This window comes from Streptomyces sp. NPDC030820 (assembly GCF_055572075.1).
Genome location: NZ_JBVIEB010000003.1, coordinates 196351 through 212519 on the forward strand (window position 1 = coordinate 196351; position 16169 = coordinate 212519).

The following is a 16169-nucleotide window of genomic DNA, read 5'->3' on the forward strand; positions in this document are numbered from 1 at the left end:
TGCCTCGAACTCACATCCAGGTGTCGCCACAACTGTGGCGAATTTCGGCCGTCAACGGGCGTGGAATGCCACGATAGTTGACACGGTCTTGTCGCGGGCCGCAGGATCGCAGGGCCGCGTGAAGGCCGCAGAGGCAAGAGGGGTGACCTCCCGATGGCACATCAGGCAGGAGGGCAGCGGCCGGCACCGCGGCCCGTCCCCGAGACCTGCGAGACCCAGGCGTACCTCCAGGACTACGCCGTACTGCTGGAGTCCCACGGCTGCCCGTCCCTGGTCGTCGACCACCGCTGGGACGTGGTCATGGCCAACGGCGCGTTCGAGACACTTTTCCGCGGGGTGCGCCCGCACGCGACGGCCATGCCCGGGGACAACTTCCTGCGGTTCGTCCTGTTCCACCCGGATGCGGGCGAGGTCCTCGGCGAGCACGAGCAGGGCTGGTGCCTGCCGATGCTGGCCCACCTCAGGGCCGCCCTGGAGACCTACCCGCACGACCACGAACTCCAGGCGGTCCGCCGGGACATCGCCCAGGACCCGCTGATGGAGGCCGCCTACCGGCAGGGCCTGTCGCACTGGATGCGTGCCGTCGGCGAGACCGCCAGCCGGCTCGACGGGGCCGTCCGGCTGCTGCTCCACCCCGATCCCAGGCGCGGCCCCACCGGGTGCCGCATCGTCGAGGAGACACCGGAGATCCTGCGCGGCCTCGGCTACCGGCGCCTTTCGATGGTGGTGCGGGAGAACCGCCGGCCCGCCGCACCCGTACGCCGCCCGCGCCGGCCCCGGGGCGCGGCGGCCCATCTGACAGTCGTACCGGCCACCGAGAACTGACCCGGCGCCGCCGGCGTTCAGGTCGCCGGCGGAGCCGGGTCGCAAACTCTTACGCACATCATGTTCGTCGCCCGGGACCGGGTTACAGATCCAGCACCAGACGGACGCCCCGGCACCGGGACACGCAGATCATCATCGTGTCACCCGTCGACCGCTCCTCCTCGGTGAGGACCGAGTCCCGGTGCTCCGGGGCGCCCTCCAGCACGTCGGTCTCGCAGGTGCCGCACGTCCCCTCCGTGCAGGAGTAGAGCACCTCGACCCCGGCGGCGCGCACCGCGTCCAGTACGGACACCTCCGGCGGGACGGTGACGGTACGGCCGCTGCGGGCGAGCACGACCTCGAACCCCTCGTCGCTGCCCGGCTGCTGTTCCTTCGGCTGGAAGCGCTCCACCCGCAGTACCTCGGCCGGGCACCGCTCCTCGACGGCCTCCAGCAGCGGCCCCGGACCGCAGCAGTACACCAGGGTGCCGGCGGGCAGGTCGTCCAGCACCGGGCCCAGGTCGAGCAGGCCGGTCTCGTCCTGCGGGGCGAGGGTGACCCGGTCGCCGTAGCGGGCGAGCTCCCGGGTGAACGCCATGGACGAGCGGGTGCGTCCGCCGTAGAGCAACGTCCAGTCCGCGCCCGCCTGTTCGGCCGCGGCGAGCATCGGGAGGATCGGAGTGATGCCGATGCCGCCCGCGATGAACCGGTAGCGGGGCGCGGGCTCCTGCCGGAAGTGGTTGCGCGGCCCGCGCACCCGGATCTTCCCGCCCTCGTCCAACTGCTCGTGCACATGGGCCGACCCTCCCCGCCCGGCCGGTTCGCGCAGCACCGCGATCCGCCACGCCGACCGGTCCGATGGATCGCCGCACAGCGAGTACTGCCGCTCAAGTCCCGGCCCGAGCAGCAGGTCCACATGGGCGCCGGGCTCCCAGTCGGGCAGCTCACGGCCCAGCGGATCGCGCAGGGTCAGGGCCAGCACACCCTCGGCGGCGAACTCCCGTGCGGCCACCACGAGTTCGAGTTCGGTCACCGTACGGCCTCTTCGCTGTCGTGTCCTTCGGGATGCGCCAGCATCCACTCCCACATCAGCACCGGGTCATCGGCGGTGTGCTCCGCGCCGCAGTGGCAGGTGCCGTGCAGCAGGTCGGTGCCCGGCAGCCAGTCGATCCGGTAGACCTCGCCGGTGCCGGCGCTCACCGGAGCCCCTCGACCGGCTTGTCGCCCTCCTCGATCAGCCGGGCCAGGATCCGGCGCGCGGCCAGGCCGCCGGTGTCGATGTTGATGCTCAGTTCCTGGTAGCCGGTGCGTTCGGTGCCGAGGGTGCGCTGCAGCAGATTGAGCGCGTCCACGTCCTGCATCACCACGGTGTGGTTGTTGGCCCGCAGGAACCCGGTGACCTCGGCGTCCTCGGTCGCCCAGTCCCGGGAGACCGCCCAGAAGTCGTACACCCTGCCGTCGGCCGACGGCGTGATGGCGTAGGTGATCTCGGTGTGGAAACCGTGCGGGTCGCTGCCGTCCGGCTCCGGTACGACGCCCGCCGGCGCGATCCGGCTGTGCAGCAGATACAGGCAGGGTGCGTGGTACTCGATGTCCTGCCAGCGGGTGATCCGGCCCTCGATGCCGGTCGAACGGGCGTAGAACGGCGGGCACTCGGCATCGTCCATGTGCCGGCTGACCCGGACCACGCCCGCGCCCTCGTCCACCTCGGTGGTGATGGGGGTCTCGGCGACCTCGGGGGTGCCGATGTAACCGCCGTGCAGATACGTCTCGTGGGACAGGTCGAGGAGGTTGTCGACGAGCAGGCCGTAGTCGGCGTCGATCGGCTCCATGCCGCGCACGGTGGTCCAGCCGGGGGAGTCCAGGTGCCGGGCCCGCGGGATCGTCTGCGGGTCGGCGAGCGCCGGGTCGCCGATCCACACCCAGACCAGCGAGTCCTGTTCCACCACCGGGTAGGAGGCGACGCGCGCGGTGCGCGGGATGCGTTTCTGGCCCGGTACGTAGACGCAGGCGCCGGTGCGGTCGTAGGTGAAACCGTGGTAACCGCAGACGATCCGGTCGCCGTCCAGGCCGCTGGAGGAGAGCGGGTAGCGGCGGTGGACACACCGGTCGTGCAGGGCGACCGGGCTGCCGTCCTCCTCGGTACGGTAGAAGACGAGCGGTTCCCCGAGGATCGTCCGGCCGAGCAACTCGCGCCCGACCTCCTCGCTGTAGGCGGCGACGTACCACTGATTCCGCGCGAAAGCGGTCATGTGCGGCATGGCTGCGGCTCCCGTCTGTGGGTGGTGGCCACATCGTCGGGACGTGCCGCACGGCGCGCAACGCCGACTTCCGTCTGACGGAAGCCCGTGTGCGAACGACTGCGGCACCGCACGGACCTCCGAGTTTCACACGGGCGCCATCGGACCCTTCCCTGACGTTTGTTGCTCTTGGAACACTCGCTCCGCGCAGATTCCGTCATGTGGACGGCATCGCCTACGTCAGGACGAGAGGACCCGCAGACCCATGCCCGAAGTCAATCGGCGCCGATTCCTCCAACTCGCGGGCGCCACCACGGCGTTCACCGCACTGTCCAGCAGCATCCAGCGTGCCGCCGCACTGCCCGCGAACCATCGCACCGGAACGGTCCGGGACGTCGAGCACATCGTCGTCCTCATGCAGGAGAACCGATCCTTCGACCACTACTTCGGCACGCTCCGAGGCGTCCGCGGCTTCGGCGACCCCCGCTCCGTCACGCAGAACGGCCGCTCGGTCTGGAAGCAGTCCGACGGCACCAAGGACATCCTGCCCTTCCACCCGGACGCCGATGACCTGGGCCTCGCGTTCATCCAGGACCTGCCGCACGGCTGGCAGGACACCCACGCCGCCTTCAACGGGGGCAAGTACGACAAGTGGGTGCCGGCCAAGGGCACCACGACCATGGCGCACCTGACCCGCGAGGACATACCGTTCCACTACGCCCTCGCGGACGCCTTCACCATCTGTGACGCCTACCACTGCTCGTTCATGGGCTCGACCGACCCGAACCGCTACTACATGTGGAGCGGTTACGTCGGCAACGACGGCCAGGGCGGCGGCCCGGTCCTCGGCAACGACGAGAAGGGCTACGGCTGGACGACGTACCCCGAGCGCCTGGAGAAGGCCGGGGTCTCCTGGAAGATCTACCAGGACGTCGGCGACGGCCTCGACGCGAACGGCGGCTGGGGCTGGATCGACGACGCCTACCGCGGCAACTACGGCGACAACGCCCTGCTCTACTTCAACCAGTACCGCGATGCCAAGCCCGGCGACCCGCTGTACGACAAGGCCCGCACCGGCACCGACGCCCGCAAGGGCGAGGGCTTCTTCGACCAGCTGAAGGCCGACGTCAAGGCCGGCAAGCTGCCGCAGGTCTCCTGGATCGTCGCCCCCGAGGCCTTCACCGAGCACCCCAACTGGCCCGCCAACTACGGCGCCTGGTACGTCTCCCAGGTCCTGGACGCGCTCACCTCCAACCCCGAAGTCTGGGGCAGGACGGCGCTGTTCATCACCTACGACGAGAACGACGGCTTCTTCGACCACGTCATCCCGCCGTACCCGCCGGCCTCCGGCGCCCAGGGCAAGTCGACCGTGGACGCCACCCCCGACCTGTACAAGGGCGACGCGAGCCATGTCGCCGGCCCCTACGGGCTCGGCCAGCGGGTGCCGATGCTGGTCGTCTCCCCGTGGAGCAAGGGCGGTTACGTCTGCTCCGAGACCTTCGACCACACCTCGATCATCCGGTTCATCGAGCGCCGCTTCGGCGTGCAGGAGCCGAACATCTCCCCCTGGCGCCGCGCCGTCGTCGGCGACCTGACGGCCGCCTTCGACTTCTCCCGCAAGGACACCAAGTCGGTCACGCTGCCCTCCACGGCCGGGTACGAGCCGCCGGACCACAACCGGCACCCCGACTACGTGCCCAAGCCGCCCGCCCACCCCGCCCTGCCCAAGCAGGAGCGCGGCAGCCGGCCCACCCGTCCGCTGAAGTACGCCCCGGTGGTGGACGGTTCCGCGGACACCGCGGCCGGCACCTTCACGCTCACGTTCGCCTCGGGGGTGCACGCGGGCGCCGCCTTCCTGGTGACCTCCGGCAACCGCACCGACGGCCCCTGGACCTACACGACCGCGGCCGGCAAGTCCCTGACCGACACCTGGAACTCGGCCTACTCCGGCGGTCTGCACGACCTCGCCGTGCACGGCCCCAACGGCTTCCTGCGCGTCTTCAAGGGCAAGGGCAAGACCGCGGGACCGGAGGCGACCGCGCGGCACGTGGGCGACGACCTGGAACTCACCTTCACCAACAAGGGTTCCGGCACGGTGAAGCTGAAGGTCGTGAGCGGCTACGGCGGCGCCCCGGCGACGGTGACCGTACGGCCGGGCGCGACCGTCAAGCACACCGTGGACCTCACGGCGAGCAAGCGCTGGTACGACGTGACGGTCACCTGTGACGCCGACCCGGCCTTCCTGCGCGGCTTCGCCGGCCATGTCGAGAACGGCCACCCCGGCGTCAGCGACCCGGCGATCGCCGCGGAGTGAACGGGCGATGAAGACCGCTCCGTGCGGACTGGTCAGGTACCGGTCACATCAGGGTAGTGTGCCCCGGTGACCACGCAATCGAACACTCCGGCAGGCTGGTACCCGGATCCGCACGGAGCGCCCCAGACGCTCCGCTACTGGGACGGCGCGCAGTGGACCCAGCACACCAACCCGGCGGGGCAGCCCGCCGGTCAGGTTCCGCAGCAGCAGGCCGCTCCCCAACAGCAGGCCGTTCCGCAGCAGTACGGCGCCCCGCAGGCGCAGGCCGTCGACTCCAAGGTGCAGCGCCAGGTGCAGCAGCAGGCCGGGGTCGCGGCCGGCGGCCCCGGCGGCGGCACCCTCTTCACCGAGCCGGTCCTGGTGGTGAACCAGAAGGCCAAGCTGATCGAGGTGACCAACGAGTACAAGGTCATGGATCAGAACGGCCGGGACATCGGCTCGGTCACCGAGGTCGGGCAGGGCGTACTGCGGAAGATCTTCCGCTTCATTTCCAACTGGGACCAGTTCCTGACCCACAAGCTGGAGATCCGCGACGCCTACGGCCAGCCGCAGCTGCTGCTGACCCGGCCCGCGAAGATCTTCAAGTCCCGGGTGATCGTGACGCGCCCGGACGGCTCGCCCGTCGGCGAGATCGTCCAGCAGAACATGATCGGGAAGATCAACTTCGCGATGAACGCGAACGGCCAGCAGGTCGGCGCGATCAAGGCGGAGAACTGGCGGGCGTGGAACTTCGCGATCGTCGACCACGCGGACAACGAGGTCGCCCGGATCACCAAGACCTGGGAGGGCCTCGCCAAGACGCTCTTCACGACCGCGGACAACTACGTCCTGCAGATCCACTACCAGCTGCCCGAGCCGCTGCTGAGCCTCGTGGTGGCGACGGCCCTGACCGTCGACACCGCGCTCAAGCAGGACTCGCGGGGCTGGAACTGAACAGGCCCCGACGGGGGAGAAGAAGGCACGAGGAGCACGGCGACGGCGGCCGGTGCGCGCGGAATGCGTGTGCACCGGCCGCCGCTGTGCGCCGTGGCCGGGCCACCGTCCGGCGCTGACCGGCACCGCTCGTGTACGGTGCCGTTCGCTCAGGACGCCGTTCGCTCAGGACGCCGTTCGCTCAGGACGCTGCTCGCGTACGGTGCCGCTCGTCCAGGACGCTGCTCGCGTACGGTGCCGCTCGTCCAGGACGCCGCTCGTGCACGGTGCCGCTCGTCCAGGACGCCGTTCGCGTACGGTGCCGCTCGTCCAGGACGCCGCTCGTGCACGGTGCCGTTCGCTCAGGACGCCGTTCGCGCACGGTGCCGCTCGCTCACGACGCCGTTCGCGCACGGCGCCGTGCGCCCAGGACAGCGCTCGCCCAGGACAGCACGTACGCCTAGGCGGAGAACGCGTCGACGCCCGTCAGCTCCGCCGACAGTTCCCACAGCCGAGCCGCCTGCTCCGGGTCGATCGCCCAGTCCTTGACGCCGGTGCGCTCCTCGCCCTCCGGCGCGAGCTCGGCGATGTCGCAGTCCTCCAGATAGACGCCACCGAGCCCGTCCAGCTGCGGCGAGGTCGCCGCCCACACCTGGGTGGCCGCACCCTGCTGCGGGGTCTTGAAGCCCTCGGGGTTGAGCACGTTGCCGTCCTCGTCGATCCAGCCGCGCTCGATCATCTCCTCCTTGGGCAGGTGCCGTTGGAGCGGGGTGATGATGCCGCCGGGGTGCAGGGCGAAGGCGCGGACGCCGGCGTCACGGCCGAGCTTGTCGAGCTGGACGGCGAACAGGACGTTGGCGGTCTTGGCCTGGCCGTATGCCTCCCACTTGTCGTAGCCCCGCCGCCAGTGGACGTCGTCCCAGCGGATGCCGGAGAAGTGGTGGCCGCGGGAGGAGACGGAGACGACCCGGGCACCACCCGGTGCGATCGCGGGCCACAGACGGTTGACGAGGGCGAAGTGCCCGAGGTGGTTGGTGGCGAACTGGGCCTCCCAGCCCGGCCCCACCCTGGTCTCCGGGCACGCCATGATCCCGGCGCTGTCGATCACGATGTCGATGGTCCGTCCGGAGGCGAGGAACCGCTCGGAGAAACCGCGCACGCTCTCCAGGTCGCCGAGGTCCAGCTCGTCCAGTTCGACGCCGGGGATGTCGGCCACCGCCTGCTCGGCGGTGGCCGGGCGGCGGGCGGGCACGACCACGTGGGCGCCGGCCTTCACGAGCGAGCGGGTGGTCTCCAGGCCGATGCCCGAGTAACCGCCGGTGACGAGGGCGAGCTTTCCGGTCAGGTCGATGCCCCGCAGGACTTCGTCGGCGGTGCTGGTGGCGCCGAAACCCGATCCGATCTTGTGCTGTGCAGTGCTCATGCCTGGAACGCTATGAGTTCAAGTGCTCTCGAAGTCAAGCGCGACACCGGGCGGCACACGGGGACGGCTCGCACTCGGCATGAGGGCCGATCCTCTGGGATTCCTCAAGTGTGGTGCCGGGCGGAGGGCATGGCGGCCACGATGATCCACATGACAGCTCTCGCAGGATTCAGTAAGAAGCACGACGTCGTGCCGGTCATCCGGGACGCGGACATGGTCGCGGTCGCCCTGCGCCGGGCGCTGGCCGAGGCGTCGCCGGAGGAGCGCCCGGGTCTGGCACGCGCCGCCGCGCTCGTCGAGGCCACCGCGGCCGCCACCGAGTCCCAGGTGCGCGCCCGTTGGGTCCGCTCCCGGCTGGCCGCTGTCGGCTTCGCCGGGGACATCGCCTCGGTCGCGGCGCTGAAGGCACTGCGCCAGGCGGAGCCGAGGCTGAGCCTGCTGGCGGCGGTGCAGCTGCAGAAGGAGGCCGTGGCCCATCCGGAGTGATCCGGTCCACCCGCGGCGGAGTCAGAGTCACAGCGCCGTGAGGTGTCCGGGCTGTTCCGGCTGCCGCGGAATCAGGACCGGTTCGGCGGTCGCGGTGCCCGGCTGCAGAGCCAGTACCGCGGCCACGGGGTGGTCGTCGTCCTCGGGCACCGGCTCGGGCGTGACCCGGGTGAGCAGGATGACGCCCCAGGACGCCAGGCCCGCTCCGGCGAGGGCCAGCAGGACGCCGGCCGGGCCGCCCTGGAGGCCCTGACCGAGCAGGGTGAGACCGATGACCGCGGCGGCCACCGGGTTGGCGAGGGTCACCACGGCCAGCGGTGCGCCGAGGCCGCCGCGGTAGGCGGTCTGCGACAGCAGCAGCCCGCCGACGGCGAACGCGGCGACGAGCACGGCGACCACGACGACCTCGGTGCCCAGACCCGGGCCCGTGCGGTCCGTGGCCGCCACGGTGACCGTCTGGGTCAGCGCCGAGGCGACACCGGAGGCGAAGCCGGACGCCGTCGCGTGTCTGAGGCCGGGCCGGGCGCCGGGCCAGGACAGCATGCCGATCGCGGCGGCGGTCGTACCCGCGACCGCCAGCGCCTCGGTCAGCGACAGCACCCGCGCGGGCGCCGGACCGGAGGCGGTGACGAGCAGTGCGGCGAGCCCGAGCAGCGTCAGCGCCGTACCGCGCCACTCCACCGGGCTGACCCGGCGCCCGGCCGCCCGCGCGCCGAGCGGTACGGCCGCGACCAGGGTGAGCGCGCCCAGCGGCTGGACGAGGGTGAGCGGGCCGTATTTGAGGGCGACGACATGCAGCAGGGCGGCCGCCGCGTTCAGCCCGACCGCCGACCACCAGGCGCCGGTGCCGAGCAGCCGCAGCAGGCCGGTGGCCGTGGTGCGGGAGGCGAGGCGTTCCTGGGCGACGGCGGCCAGCGCGTAGGCGATCGCGGAGACGAGGGAGAGGGCGACGGAGATCAGGGCGGCGGCGCTCATCGGGCCGCTCCCACCAGGACGGGCTCGCGCGGGGTGAGCCGGCCGGCGCCGCGTCCCGCCGGGCCGGCCGTTCGGTGCGGCGGACGGATCACGGCGAGGGCGAGGCCCAGCATGGCCGTCGCGACGATCGCGTCGAGCCAGTAGTGGTTCGCCGTGCCCACGATCACCAGCAGGGTGATCAGCGGGTGCAGCAGCCACAGCGGGCGCCACCGGGACCGGGTGGCCACGATCAGGCCGATCGCCACCATCAGCGCCCAGCCGAAGTGCAGCGACGGCATCGCCGCGAACTGGTTGGACAGATGGTCGCTGGACGGCGGGCCGTACACCGACGGGCCGTAGCGGCGGGCGGTGTCCACCAGGCCGGTGCCGGTCAGCATCCGCGGCGGGGCCAGCGGGAACGTGAACGGAAGCACCAGTGCGGCCGTGGTGACGACGGCGAGGATCCGGCGGGCCCACACGTAGTGCGCGGGCCGCCTCAGGTACAGCCAGACCAGGAAGGCCAGCGTCGCCGGGAAGTGGACGGTGGCGTAGTAGGTGTTCGCCAGGTGGACGAGGGTGTCGCCGTGCAGCAGTGCGGACTGCACGGCGTTCTCGTGGGGGAGATGCAGCGCCCGCTCCAGGTCCCACACGCGGCGGGCGTTGTGCAAGGCGGTGCCGGTGTGTCCGGTGGCCAGTTGCCGGCCGAGCTTGTAGACGAGGAAGAGCCCCGCGACCAGTAGCAGCTCACGTATGAGTGCCGGGTGCGCGGTCGCGTCCGGCGGCTCCGCTTCTGCCTCTGCAGGCTCGGTTCGGGCATTCATCCCCCGGCCCCTTCGCTGACGGTGGTGCGTGTGGTGGTGCGGACGAGCACCGTCCCCGGGGGGCGGAGCTCATCGATACGTCATCGTACCGATACGTCAGTGTACCGATACGGCTGAGTACCGGTACACTTGCGTATCGGTTGATGTGCGACACACTGGAGACAGCGTCGGGAGCCCGGCTTGAGCGATGCTTCAGCGGGCCGTGCAGGAATGACCGCAGCACACGAGTGAGGGGAAACACCGCATGACGTCGCAGGCCGCGGAGGGACCGGAGACGGTCGTCGCCTCGCGCCGCTCCAAGATCACGGCCGAGCGTGAGCGGGAGTTCTTCGACGCCGTGCTGGACCAGATCCGCGAATGCGGTTACGAGTCCGTCACCATGGAGGGCATCGCCGCCAGCACCCGGTGCAGCAAGTCCACGCTCTACCGGCAGTGGAAGACCAAGCCCCAGTTCGTCGCGGCCGCGCTGCGCGCCAACCGCCAGGTGCGGTTCACCGGCATCGACACCGGATCGCTCGCCGAGGACCTGCGCCAGGCGGCGCGGGCCGCCGGGGACTGGTCCGGCAAGGACACGAAGCTGCTGCAGGCGCTCGGGCACGCGGTGACGGCGGACCATGAACTGGCCCAGGCGCTCCGCGAGGCGTTGGTGTATCCCGAGATCGCCGCGCTGCAGGAGATGCTCGCCCGCGGCGTGGCCCGGGGCGAGGTGCGGGCGGACAACCCCGCGCTGGAGTACATCCCCGCCATGATGTTCGGCGTCCTGCGCGTCCGGCCGGTGCTCAGCGGCCAGTACGCCGACAGCGACTATCTCGTCCGGTTCGTGGAGGCCACCGTGCTGCCCGCGCTCGGACTGACGCAGGAACCGACCTGAGACCCAGGCCGCCGTTCGCGGGATGACTGAACGGTGACCTGACCGCGCCGCACCGTGGGGACGGGGGCGGCGCGAACCCCCCGGCCGGGTGGGGCTCCTCTTGAGCGGAGGGGAGCCCCACCCGGCCGCATCATGTCCCGGCCGCCGTCGGTCAGACGTCCTGGCCGTTCCCGCCGCCGGACGACACCTTGATCCCCTTGAGGATGTCGTCGATGACCGACGTCTTCTGCCCGACGTCGATGCCGAAGCGCACCACCACGATCTGCTTGGCGTCGTCGGGCGAGGGGAAGGCGACCGACTCCACATAGCCGTCGGCGCCCTTGCTGGTGACCGCCTTCCAGCGCACCATGTAGCCCTTCTGCCCGGCCACCGTCACCGCCCCGGAGCCCAGCACCTGGTGCGAGGTGATGCTGCCGTACGTGGTGCCGCCGTAGGACTCCTTGGCGTTGGCCGCGATGTCCGCCTCGGCGACCTTCTCGGCCGTGTCGCCCTTGATGCCCAGCGCCTGGGCCGGGGCCGAGTAGGCGCCGCCCGAGGTGCAGGTCTGGGCGGAGTTGCCCGGGCACTTGTAGGAGTCGTCGGAGGTCACCTGCGCACCGACGCTGATCGTCTGCCCGGTCCAGCCCTCGGGCACCGGCAGGCTGATGCCGTTGACCGGGTCCGGCACCGTGCCGCCGCCCTTGACCTTGGGCGCCCCGGACTGGCCCGGCGACGGCGAGGCCCCGCCGGGACCGCCGGAGCCCCCCGAGCCCCCGGACCCACCCTGGCCGCCGAAGCCGCCGCCCGGCCCGCCGTTCTGCCCGCCCGCTGCGCCCTGCCGAGACCCGGCCTGGTCGGAGCCGCCGCCGGGGTCCTTGGTGAGGGCCCACACGCCGACGGCGATGCTCGCCAGGACCGCGGTCGCCACCGCGACGGCTATACCCGTGCGCACACCCCGCCGGGGCCCGGCCGGCGGCGGGGCGGGGTAGATCGGATACGCCGGATACCCGGCCTGAGCGCCGTAGGCGGGGGGAGCCGCGGGAGCGGCCGGGTGCGGGCCGCCGAACGGCGGCGGCTGCGTCGGGGGACCCCACGTGGCGGCCGTCCCGGCGGGGCGGGTCTGGTCCGTCCAGGCCTTGCCGTCCCACCAGCGCTCGGTGGGCGGACCGTCGTTCGTCTGCCCGGGGTCGGGGTACCACCCGGGAGGAGTCACCTGCGTCATGACCCCACCGTATGAGGCGACAGTGAAAGTGTGATGAGAGGATCCGGCGCCAATCGACCAGACCAGACATTTCGCCGCCGGGATTTTTCCCACTGCACTGTTCCGACTGCCGGTCACTGACTTTCGCACGCTCGGATGCCGGGCGCCCGTACCGCGCGGATCCGTTCCCGACAGGCCGTGGACGGCCGCCTGCCCGCGCGAGGCCGCCAACTCGGCGGATGCGCCGCGCAGGCCGCAGCCCCGCTCCGCGAAACCGGCGTTGGCCGGCACCGCGAACAACAGCAGGTGCAGGAGACCTGGAGACAGCCCCGCGCGGCCAGTTGGTGTCCGCTCATCAGCGTGGCTGTCAGCGCCGCCAGGCCCCGTCCCCGAAAGCAACCCCGGCACCACCGTGAACGACTGCCACGCCTCGTACAGCCCGGCCACCCCGCCGCGCGGACCCCGGAAACCGTTTCGTGCCGGGCATGGTTGACGCCCCGTCCGCTGCCGACCGGCCGTTCGGACCGGGCGTGCGTCGCCTGCCCGCGTCCACTTTCACCCGCCGGGGCAACTGCTGCCCCGACCGGCCGCCACACGCCCCACCGGAGGGCTACGCTCAGGGCCTGTACGTCATTCGGGCGACCTGGGGAGGTAACGGGATGACGGAGGGACGGCCGCCGACGGCCGCCTCGGCTTCCCTGTGGGAGCGGGACGCGGAGATCGCCACCGTCGCACAGGCACTCGACCTCCTGTGCGCCGACCAGTCGTCCGCGGGCAGTCTGCTGGTCTTCCGCGGCGAGGCGGGATTCGGCAAGACCGCGCTGCTGGCCGAGACGCGCCGCATCGCCGAACGCCGCGGCTGCGCCGTGTGGTCCGCGCGCGGCGCGGAGACCCTGAAGTCCGTCCCGTTCAACGTGGTACGGCAGCTGCTCCAGCCCGCCCTGCTGTCGTTACTGCCCGAGGAGGCCCGCGAGTACCTCGGCGACTGGTACGACATCGCCGGACCCGCCCTCGGCATAACGGACCCGCAGGAGGGCAGCGCCGACCCGCAGTACGTGTGCGACGGACTCGTCGCCGCGGTGCGCCGGCTCGCCCGCCGCGAGTGGCCGCTGGTGCTGCTGATCGACGACGCGCACTGGGCCGACCAGGAGACCCTGCGCTGGCTCGCCGCGTTCGCCGAGCGCCTCGACGACCTCTCCGTCCTCGTCGTGGTCGCCCGCCGCCCCGGCGAGGTCAGCGGCGACAGCGCCCGCCACCTCGACGCGGTGGCCGCCGCCGCGGGCCGCCCCGTCAACAACCTCAGCGCCCTCACGCCCGACGCGGCGGCGGGGCTCACCCGTGCCACCCTCGGCCGCCACGCGGACGACGCGTTCTGCCGCGAGGTCTGGGCCGTCACCGCCGGCAACCCCTACGAGACCACCGAACTCCTCGCCAAGGTGCAGGACAGCGAACTGCAGCCGGTCGAGGCCCGGGCCGGTGAACTGCGTGCCCTCAACCGCGCCGCCCGCGGCGGCGGACTGGTCGACCGGCTCAAGGGGCTCGGCCTGGAGGCCACCCGGTTCGCCTGGGCGGCCGCCATCCTCGGCACCGGCATCACCGTCGACCTGGTCGCCCGCCTCGCCACCATGGACGAGGCCATCGCCCGGCACTGTGCCGAACTGCTCTGCACCGCCCGCATCCTCACCGAACCCGAGCCCGTGGCCGGCACCGAACGCGAGGAGGGCGAGCTGGAGTTCGTCCACCCGCTCATCGCCAGCGCCGTCTACAACTCCATCCCGTCCGGGGTGTGCACCGCCATGCACGGCGTCGCCGCCCAGATCATCACCGAGCTGGGACGCGGCGCCTCCCAGGCCGCCCGGCACCTGCTGAAGGTGCACCCGGACGGCGACGAGGAACTCGTCGAGCAGCTGCGCGAGGCCGCCCGCGAACACCTCGCCGTCGGCGCGCCCGACGCGGCCCGCACCTGCCTCGAACGAGCCCTGCAGGAGCCGCCGCTCCCCGAGGTTCACGCCCACGTCCTGTACGAACTGGGCTGCGCCAGCCTGCTCACGGCACCCTCCGTCACCATCGACCACCTCCAGTTCGCCCTCGGTCTGCCCGGCCTCGACGGCGAGCGGCGGGTCGACGCGGTGGTCCGGCTCTCCCAGGCGCTGATCCACAACGACCAGCTGGAGGAGGCCGTCCGCACGGTCGAGGCCGAGGCCGCGCGGCACGAACCCGGCCCCGTGCGGATGCGGCTGCAGGCCGTGCAGTTCATGTGGGAGGGCATCCACGGCGAGACCGTCTCCTCGGCCCGCTCCCGGCGCCTCGCGGAACTCGCGAGCACCTGCACCGGCCGCGACAACGCCGAACGCGCCCTGCTCATCCTGCGCGGCTTCGACGCCATGACCCACGGCGAGAGCGCCGACGAGGTGCTCCAACTGTGCGACCGCGCCCTCGTCAACGGCCGGCTCGCCCCCGGCCTCGGCTGGACCGACCCCGAGTGGGGCATCGAGCTGCTGATGATGCTCGGCAGCGCGTACGCCTACACCGACCGGCTCGACCGCGCCGAGAGCCTCTTCGCCGAGGCCCTGCGCGTCTACACCGGTGCCGGCTGGCGCGGCGGCCACCTCTCCCTCGCCAACGCCTTCCTCGGGCTCGCCTACCGCAGGCAGGGCCGGCTGCGCGACGCCGAGGCCACCCTGCGCGAGGCCCTGTTCCTCGCCGAACGCGTCGGCCGCCGCCTGCCGCTGTACTGGTCGGCGACCTGTGGGCTGGTCGACACCCTGCTGGCCCGCGGCCGCGTCGACGAGGCCTGGTCGATCGCCGAGCAGTACGGCTTCGCGCCGCCCTATCCCTCCACGATCGTGCTGCCCGACATCCGCTGCGTACGCGGCCGGCTGCTGCTCGCCGTCGGCCGCACCGAGGAGGGCATCCACGAGCTGGAGGCCGCCGAGAAGACGGCCGCCTCGCGCGGTGGTCACAACCCGGTCCTCTCGCCCTGGTCGATCGACCTCGCCAAGGCCCTCGCCGACCGGAACCCGGAGCGTGCCGCACAGCTCGCCGCCGACGCCCGCCGGCAGGCCGAACGCTTCGGCACGGACACCGCCATCGGCGAGGCCCTGCGCTGCGCCGCCGCCCTGGAGACCGGTGGACGCGCGGTCCAGCTCGCCGCCCAGGCCGTCACCTACCTGGAGGCCTCCCCCTGCCAGTACGAACACGCGGCGGCCCGCGTCGAGTACGGCATCGCCGCCCGCTCCGTCGCGGAACTGGGCCGGGGCCTGGACCTCGCCCGGGCCTGCGGTGCGGAGGGGCTGGCGGCCCAGGCGAGGGAGGTGCTGGAGACGGGACGGGGGTTGCGCTAGCGCCCCGCGGCGGACCTCACACCGTGAGCAACTGCTCCGTGACCGCCGCCAGACGCTTGCGTACCTCCGGGTCGTACGTCTCCTCGTGCGCCCGGGCCCGCCGGGTGCCGTCGAAGTAGCCGCCGCTGCCCAACTCCTCGGTGGCCAGGGCCAGGACACCCGGTGCACCGTCGGCGACCGAGTTCCACGGGGCGATGGCGCTCTCGCGGACCATCGCCGTGTCCATGAAGGTGGCGGGGTGCAGGACGTTCACCGACACCCCGCTGTCCCCGAGTTCCTCCGCGAGCGTGAAGGTGTGCGCGGCGAGGGCGAACTTGCTGCGGCAGTACGCCGACATCCCGCTGTAGCCGCGGCTGAGTTCCGGGTCGGTGACGTCGAGGGGCTCCTGGCCGGCCGAGCCGACGTTCACGATCCGGGCCGGCGCGTTGTTCCGCAGGACCGGCAGCAGGGACCGGGTGAGGACGACGGGCGCGAGATAGTTCACGGCGAGCCGCAGCTCGTGCCCGTCGGCGCTCAGCTCCCGCCCGGAGCCGGGCGTGCCGCCGCCCACCCCCGCGTTGTTGATCAGCACATCGAGGTCGGGACGTGCCTGTGCGACCCGGGCGCCCAGCTCGCGGACCTCGGCGAGGCGGGCCAGGTCGGCGACGAAGCCCTCGGCCTCGCCCTCGGTGCGCAGCTCCGCGACCAGCCGCTCGGTGCGGTCCCGGTCCCGGCCGTGGGCGAGGACGACATGGCCGGAGCGGACCAGTTCGAAGGCCACGTAGCGGCCGAGCCCGGAGGTGGCGCCGGTGATCAGAATGGTGGACATGCTTCCACCCTA

14 protein-coding genes are annotated in these 16169 nt (G+C 72.1%); 6 read left to right on the forward strand and 8 right to left on the reverse strand.

Annotation, left to right across the window (positions count from 1 at the left end):
* The first annotated feature begins 153 nt into the window (after positions 1-153).
* On the forward strand, positions 154-825 hold the full coding sequence (locus ACZ418_RS09285; protein ID WP_468359393.1) for an MmyB family transcriptional regulator: 672 nt from the start codon (positions 154-156) through the stop codon (positions 823-825).
* Positions 826-907: 82 nt separating this feature from the next.
* On the opposite strand, the gene ACZ418_RS09290 is transcribed toward ACZ418_RS09285, so the two are convergent.
* From ACZ418_RS09290 to ACZ418_RS09300, 3 genes are read right to left on the reverse strand one after another with little or no spacing between them, the layout of a single operon-like run.
* Positions 908-1837 carry a PDR/VanB family oxidoreductase gene (locus ACZ418_RS09290; RefSeq protein ID WP_468359396.1) on the reverse strand — a complete coding sequence of 310 codons (930 nt, stop codon included), beginning with the start codon at positions 1835-1837 and terminating at the stop codon, positions 908-910.
* On the reverse strand, positions 1834-2004 hold the full coding sequence (locus ACZ418_RS09295) for a hypothetical protein (protein WP_468359399.1): 171 nt from the start codon (positions 2002-2004) through the stop codon (positions 1834-1836). The genes ACZ418_RS09290 and ACZ418_RS09295 overlap by 4 nt, the downstream gene beginning before the upstream one ends.
* On the reverse strand, positions 2001-3065 hold the full coding sequence (locus tag ACZ418_RS09300) for a Rieske 2Fe-2S domain-containing protein (RefSeq protein ID WP_468359402.1): 1065 nt from the start codon (positions 3063-3065) through the stop codon (positions 2001-2003). Before ACZ418_RS09300 ends, ACZ418_RS09295 begins: the two co-directional genes overlap by 4 nt.
* Before the next feature lie 244 nt (positions 3066-3309).
* Here ACZ418_RS09300 and ACZ418_RS09305 point away from each other — a divergent pair, with 244 nt between their 5' ends.
* A complete protein-coding gene (locus ACZ418_RS09305) occupies positions 3310-5358 on the forward strand; it encodes a phosphocholine-specific phospholipase C (RefSeq protein ID WP_468359406.1) in 2049 nt (682 codons plus the stop codon).
* A gap of 66 nt (positions 5359-5424) precedes the next feature.
* A complete protein-coding gene (locus ACZ418_RS09310) occupies positions 5425-6291 on the forward strand; it encodes an LURP-one-related family protein (protein ID WP_468359411.1) in 867 nt (288 codons plus the stop codon).
* Positions 6292-6730: 439 nt separating this feature from the next.
* Here ACZ418_RS09310 and ACZ418_RS09315 read toward each other — a convergent pair whose 3' ends face one another.
* Entirely contained in the window at positions 6731-7693 is a 963-nt protein-coding gene (locus ACZ418_RS09315; protein ID WP_468359417.1) for an SDR family NAD(P)-dependent oxidoreductase, read from the reverse strand.
* 150 nt (positions 7694-7843) lie between these two features.
* Here ACZ418_RS09315 and ACZ418_RS09320 point away from each other — a divergent pair, with 150 nt between their 5' ends.
* Positions 7844-8179, forward strand: coding sequence for a hypothetical protein (locus ACZ418_RS09320; RefSeq protein ID WP_468359420.1), 336 nt, complete (start codon positions 7844-7846; stop codon positions 8177-8179).
* A 27-nt stretch (positions 8180-8206) separates the two neighbouring features.
* Here the strand turns inward: ACZ418_RS09320 and ACZ418_RS09325 are convergent, their stop codons facing one another.
* Positions 8207-9154, reverse strand: coding sequence for a DMT family protein (locus ACZ418_RS09325; RefSeq protein WP_468359423.1), 948 nt, complete (start codon positions 9152-9154; stop codon positions 8207-8209).
* On the reverse strand, positions 9151-9954 hold the full coding sequence (locus ACZ418_RS09330) for a phosphatase PAP2 family protein (RefSeq protein ID WP_468359425.1): 804 nt from the start codon (positions 9952-9954) through the stop codon (positions 9151-9153). Before ACZ418_RS09330 ends, ACZ418_RS09325 begins: the two co-directional genes overlap by 4 nt.
* 244 nt (positions 9955-10198) lie before the next feature.
* Here ACZ418_RS09330 and ACZ418_RS09335 point away from each other — a divergent pair, with 244 nt between their 5' ends.
* Positions 10199-10825 carry a TetR/AcrR family transcriptional regulator gene (locus ACZ418_RS09335; protein ID WP_468359428.1) on the forward strand — a complete coding sequence of 209 codons (627 nt, stop codon included), beginning with the start codon at positions 10199-10201 and terminating at the stop codon, positions 10823-10825.
* 151 nt (positions 10826-10976) lie between these two features.
* Here ACZ418_RS09335 and ACZ418_RS09340 read toward each other — a convergent pair whose 3' ends face one another.
* Entirely contained in the window at positions 10977-12026 is a 1050-nt protein-coding gene (locus ACZ418_RS09340) for a DUF2510 domain-containing protein (protein ID WP_468359431.1), read from the reverse strand.
* A gap of 638 nt (positions 12027-12664) precedes the next feature.
* On the opposite strand from ACZ418_RS09340, the gene ACZ418_RS09345 reads away from it, so the two are divergent.
* On the forward strand, positions 12665-15349 hold the full coding sequence (locus ACZ418_RS09345; protein ID WP_468359434.1) for an ATP-binding protein: 2685 nt from the start codon (positions 12665-12667) through the stop codon (positions 15347-15349).
* A gap of 16 nt (positions 15350-15365) precedes the next feature.
* Here ACZ418_RS09345 and ACZ418_RS09350 read toward each other — a convergent pair whose 3' ends face one another.
* Positions 15366-16157, reverse strand: a complete 792-nt coding sequence (locus tag ACZ418_RS09350) for an SDR family NAD(P)-dependent oxidoreductase (RefSeq protein ID WP_468359437.1) — start codon at positions 16155-16157, stop codon at positions 15366-15368.
* Positions 16158-16169 lie beyond the last annotated feature (12 nt).

Coding starts and splice junctions, on each gene's coding strand:
- ACZ418_RS09335 (WP_468359428.1), top strand. CDS start 10,199: ATGACGTCGCAGGCCGCGGAGGGACCGGAGACGGTCGTCGCCTCGCGC.
- ACZ418_RS09305 (WP_468359406.1), top strand. CDS start 3,310: ATGCCCGAAGTCAATCGGCGCCGATTCCTCCAACTCGCGGGCGCCACC.
- ACZ418_RS09320 (WP_468359420.1), top strand. CDS start 7,844: ATGACAGCTCTCGCAGGATTCAGTAAGAAGCACGACGTCGTGCCGGTC.
- ACZ418_RS09350 (WP_468359437.1), bottom strand. CDS start 16,157: ATGTCCACCATTCTGATCACCGGCGCCACCTCCGGGCTCGGCCGCTAC.
- ACZ418_RS09325 (WP_468359423.1), bottom strand. CDS start 9,154: ATGAGCGCCGCCGCCCTGATCTCCGTCGCCCTCTCCCTCGTCTCCGCG.
- ACZ418_RS09315 (WP_468359417.1), bottom strand. CDS start 7,693: ATGAGCACTGCACAGCACAAGATCGGATCGGGTTTCGGCGCCACCAGC.
- ACZ418_RS09300 (WP_468359402.1), bottom strand. CDS start 3,065: ATGCCGCACATGACCGCTTTCGCGCGGAATCAGTGGTACGTCGCCGCC.
- ACZ418_RS09285 (WP_468359393.1), top strand. CDS start 154: ATGGCACATCAGGCAGGAGGGCAGCGGCCGGCACCGCGGCCCGTCCCC.
- ACZ418_RS09330 (WP_468359425.1), bottom strand. CDS start 9,954: ATGAATGCCCGAACCGAGCCTGCAGAGGCAGAAGCGGAGCCGCCGGAC.
- ACZ418_RS09340 (WP_468359431.1), bottom strand. CDS start 12,026: ATGACGCAGGTGACTCCTCCCGGGTGGTACCCCGACCCCGGGCAGACG.
- ACZ418_RS09345 (WP_468359434.1), top strand. CDS start 12,665: ATGACGGAGGGACGGCCGCCGACGGCCGCCTCGGCTTCCCTGTGGGAG.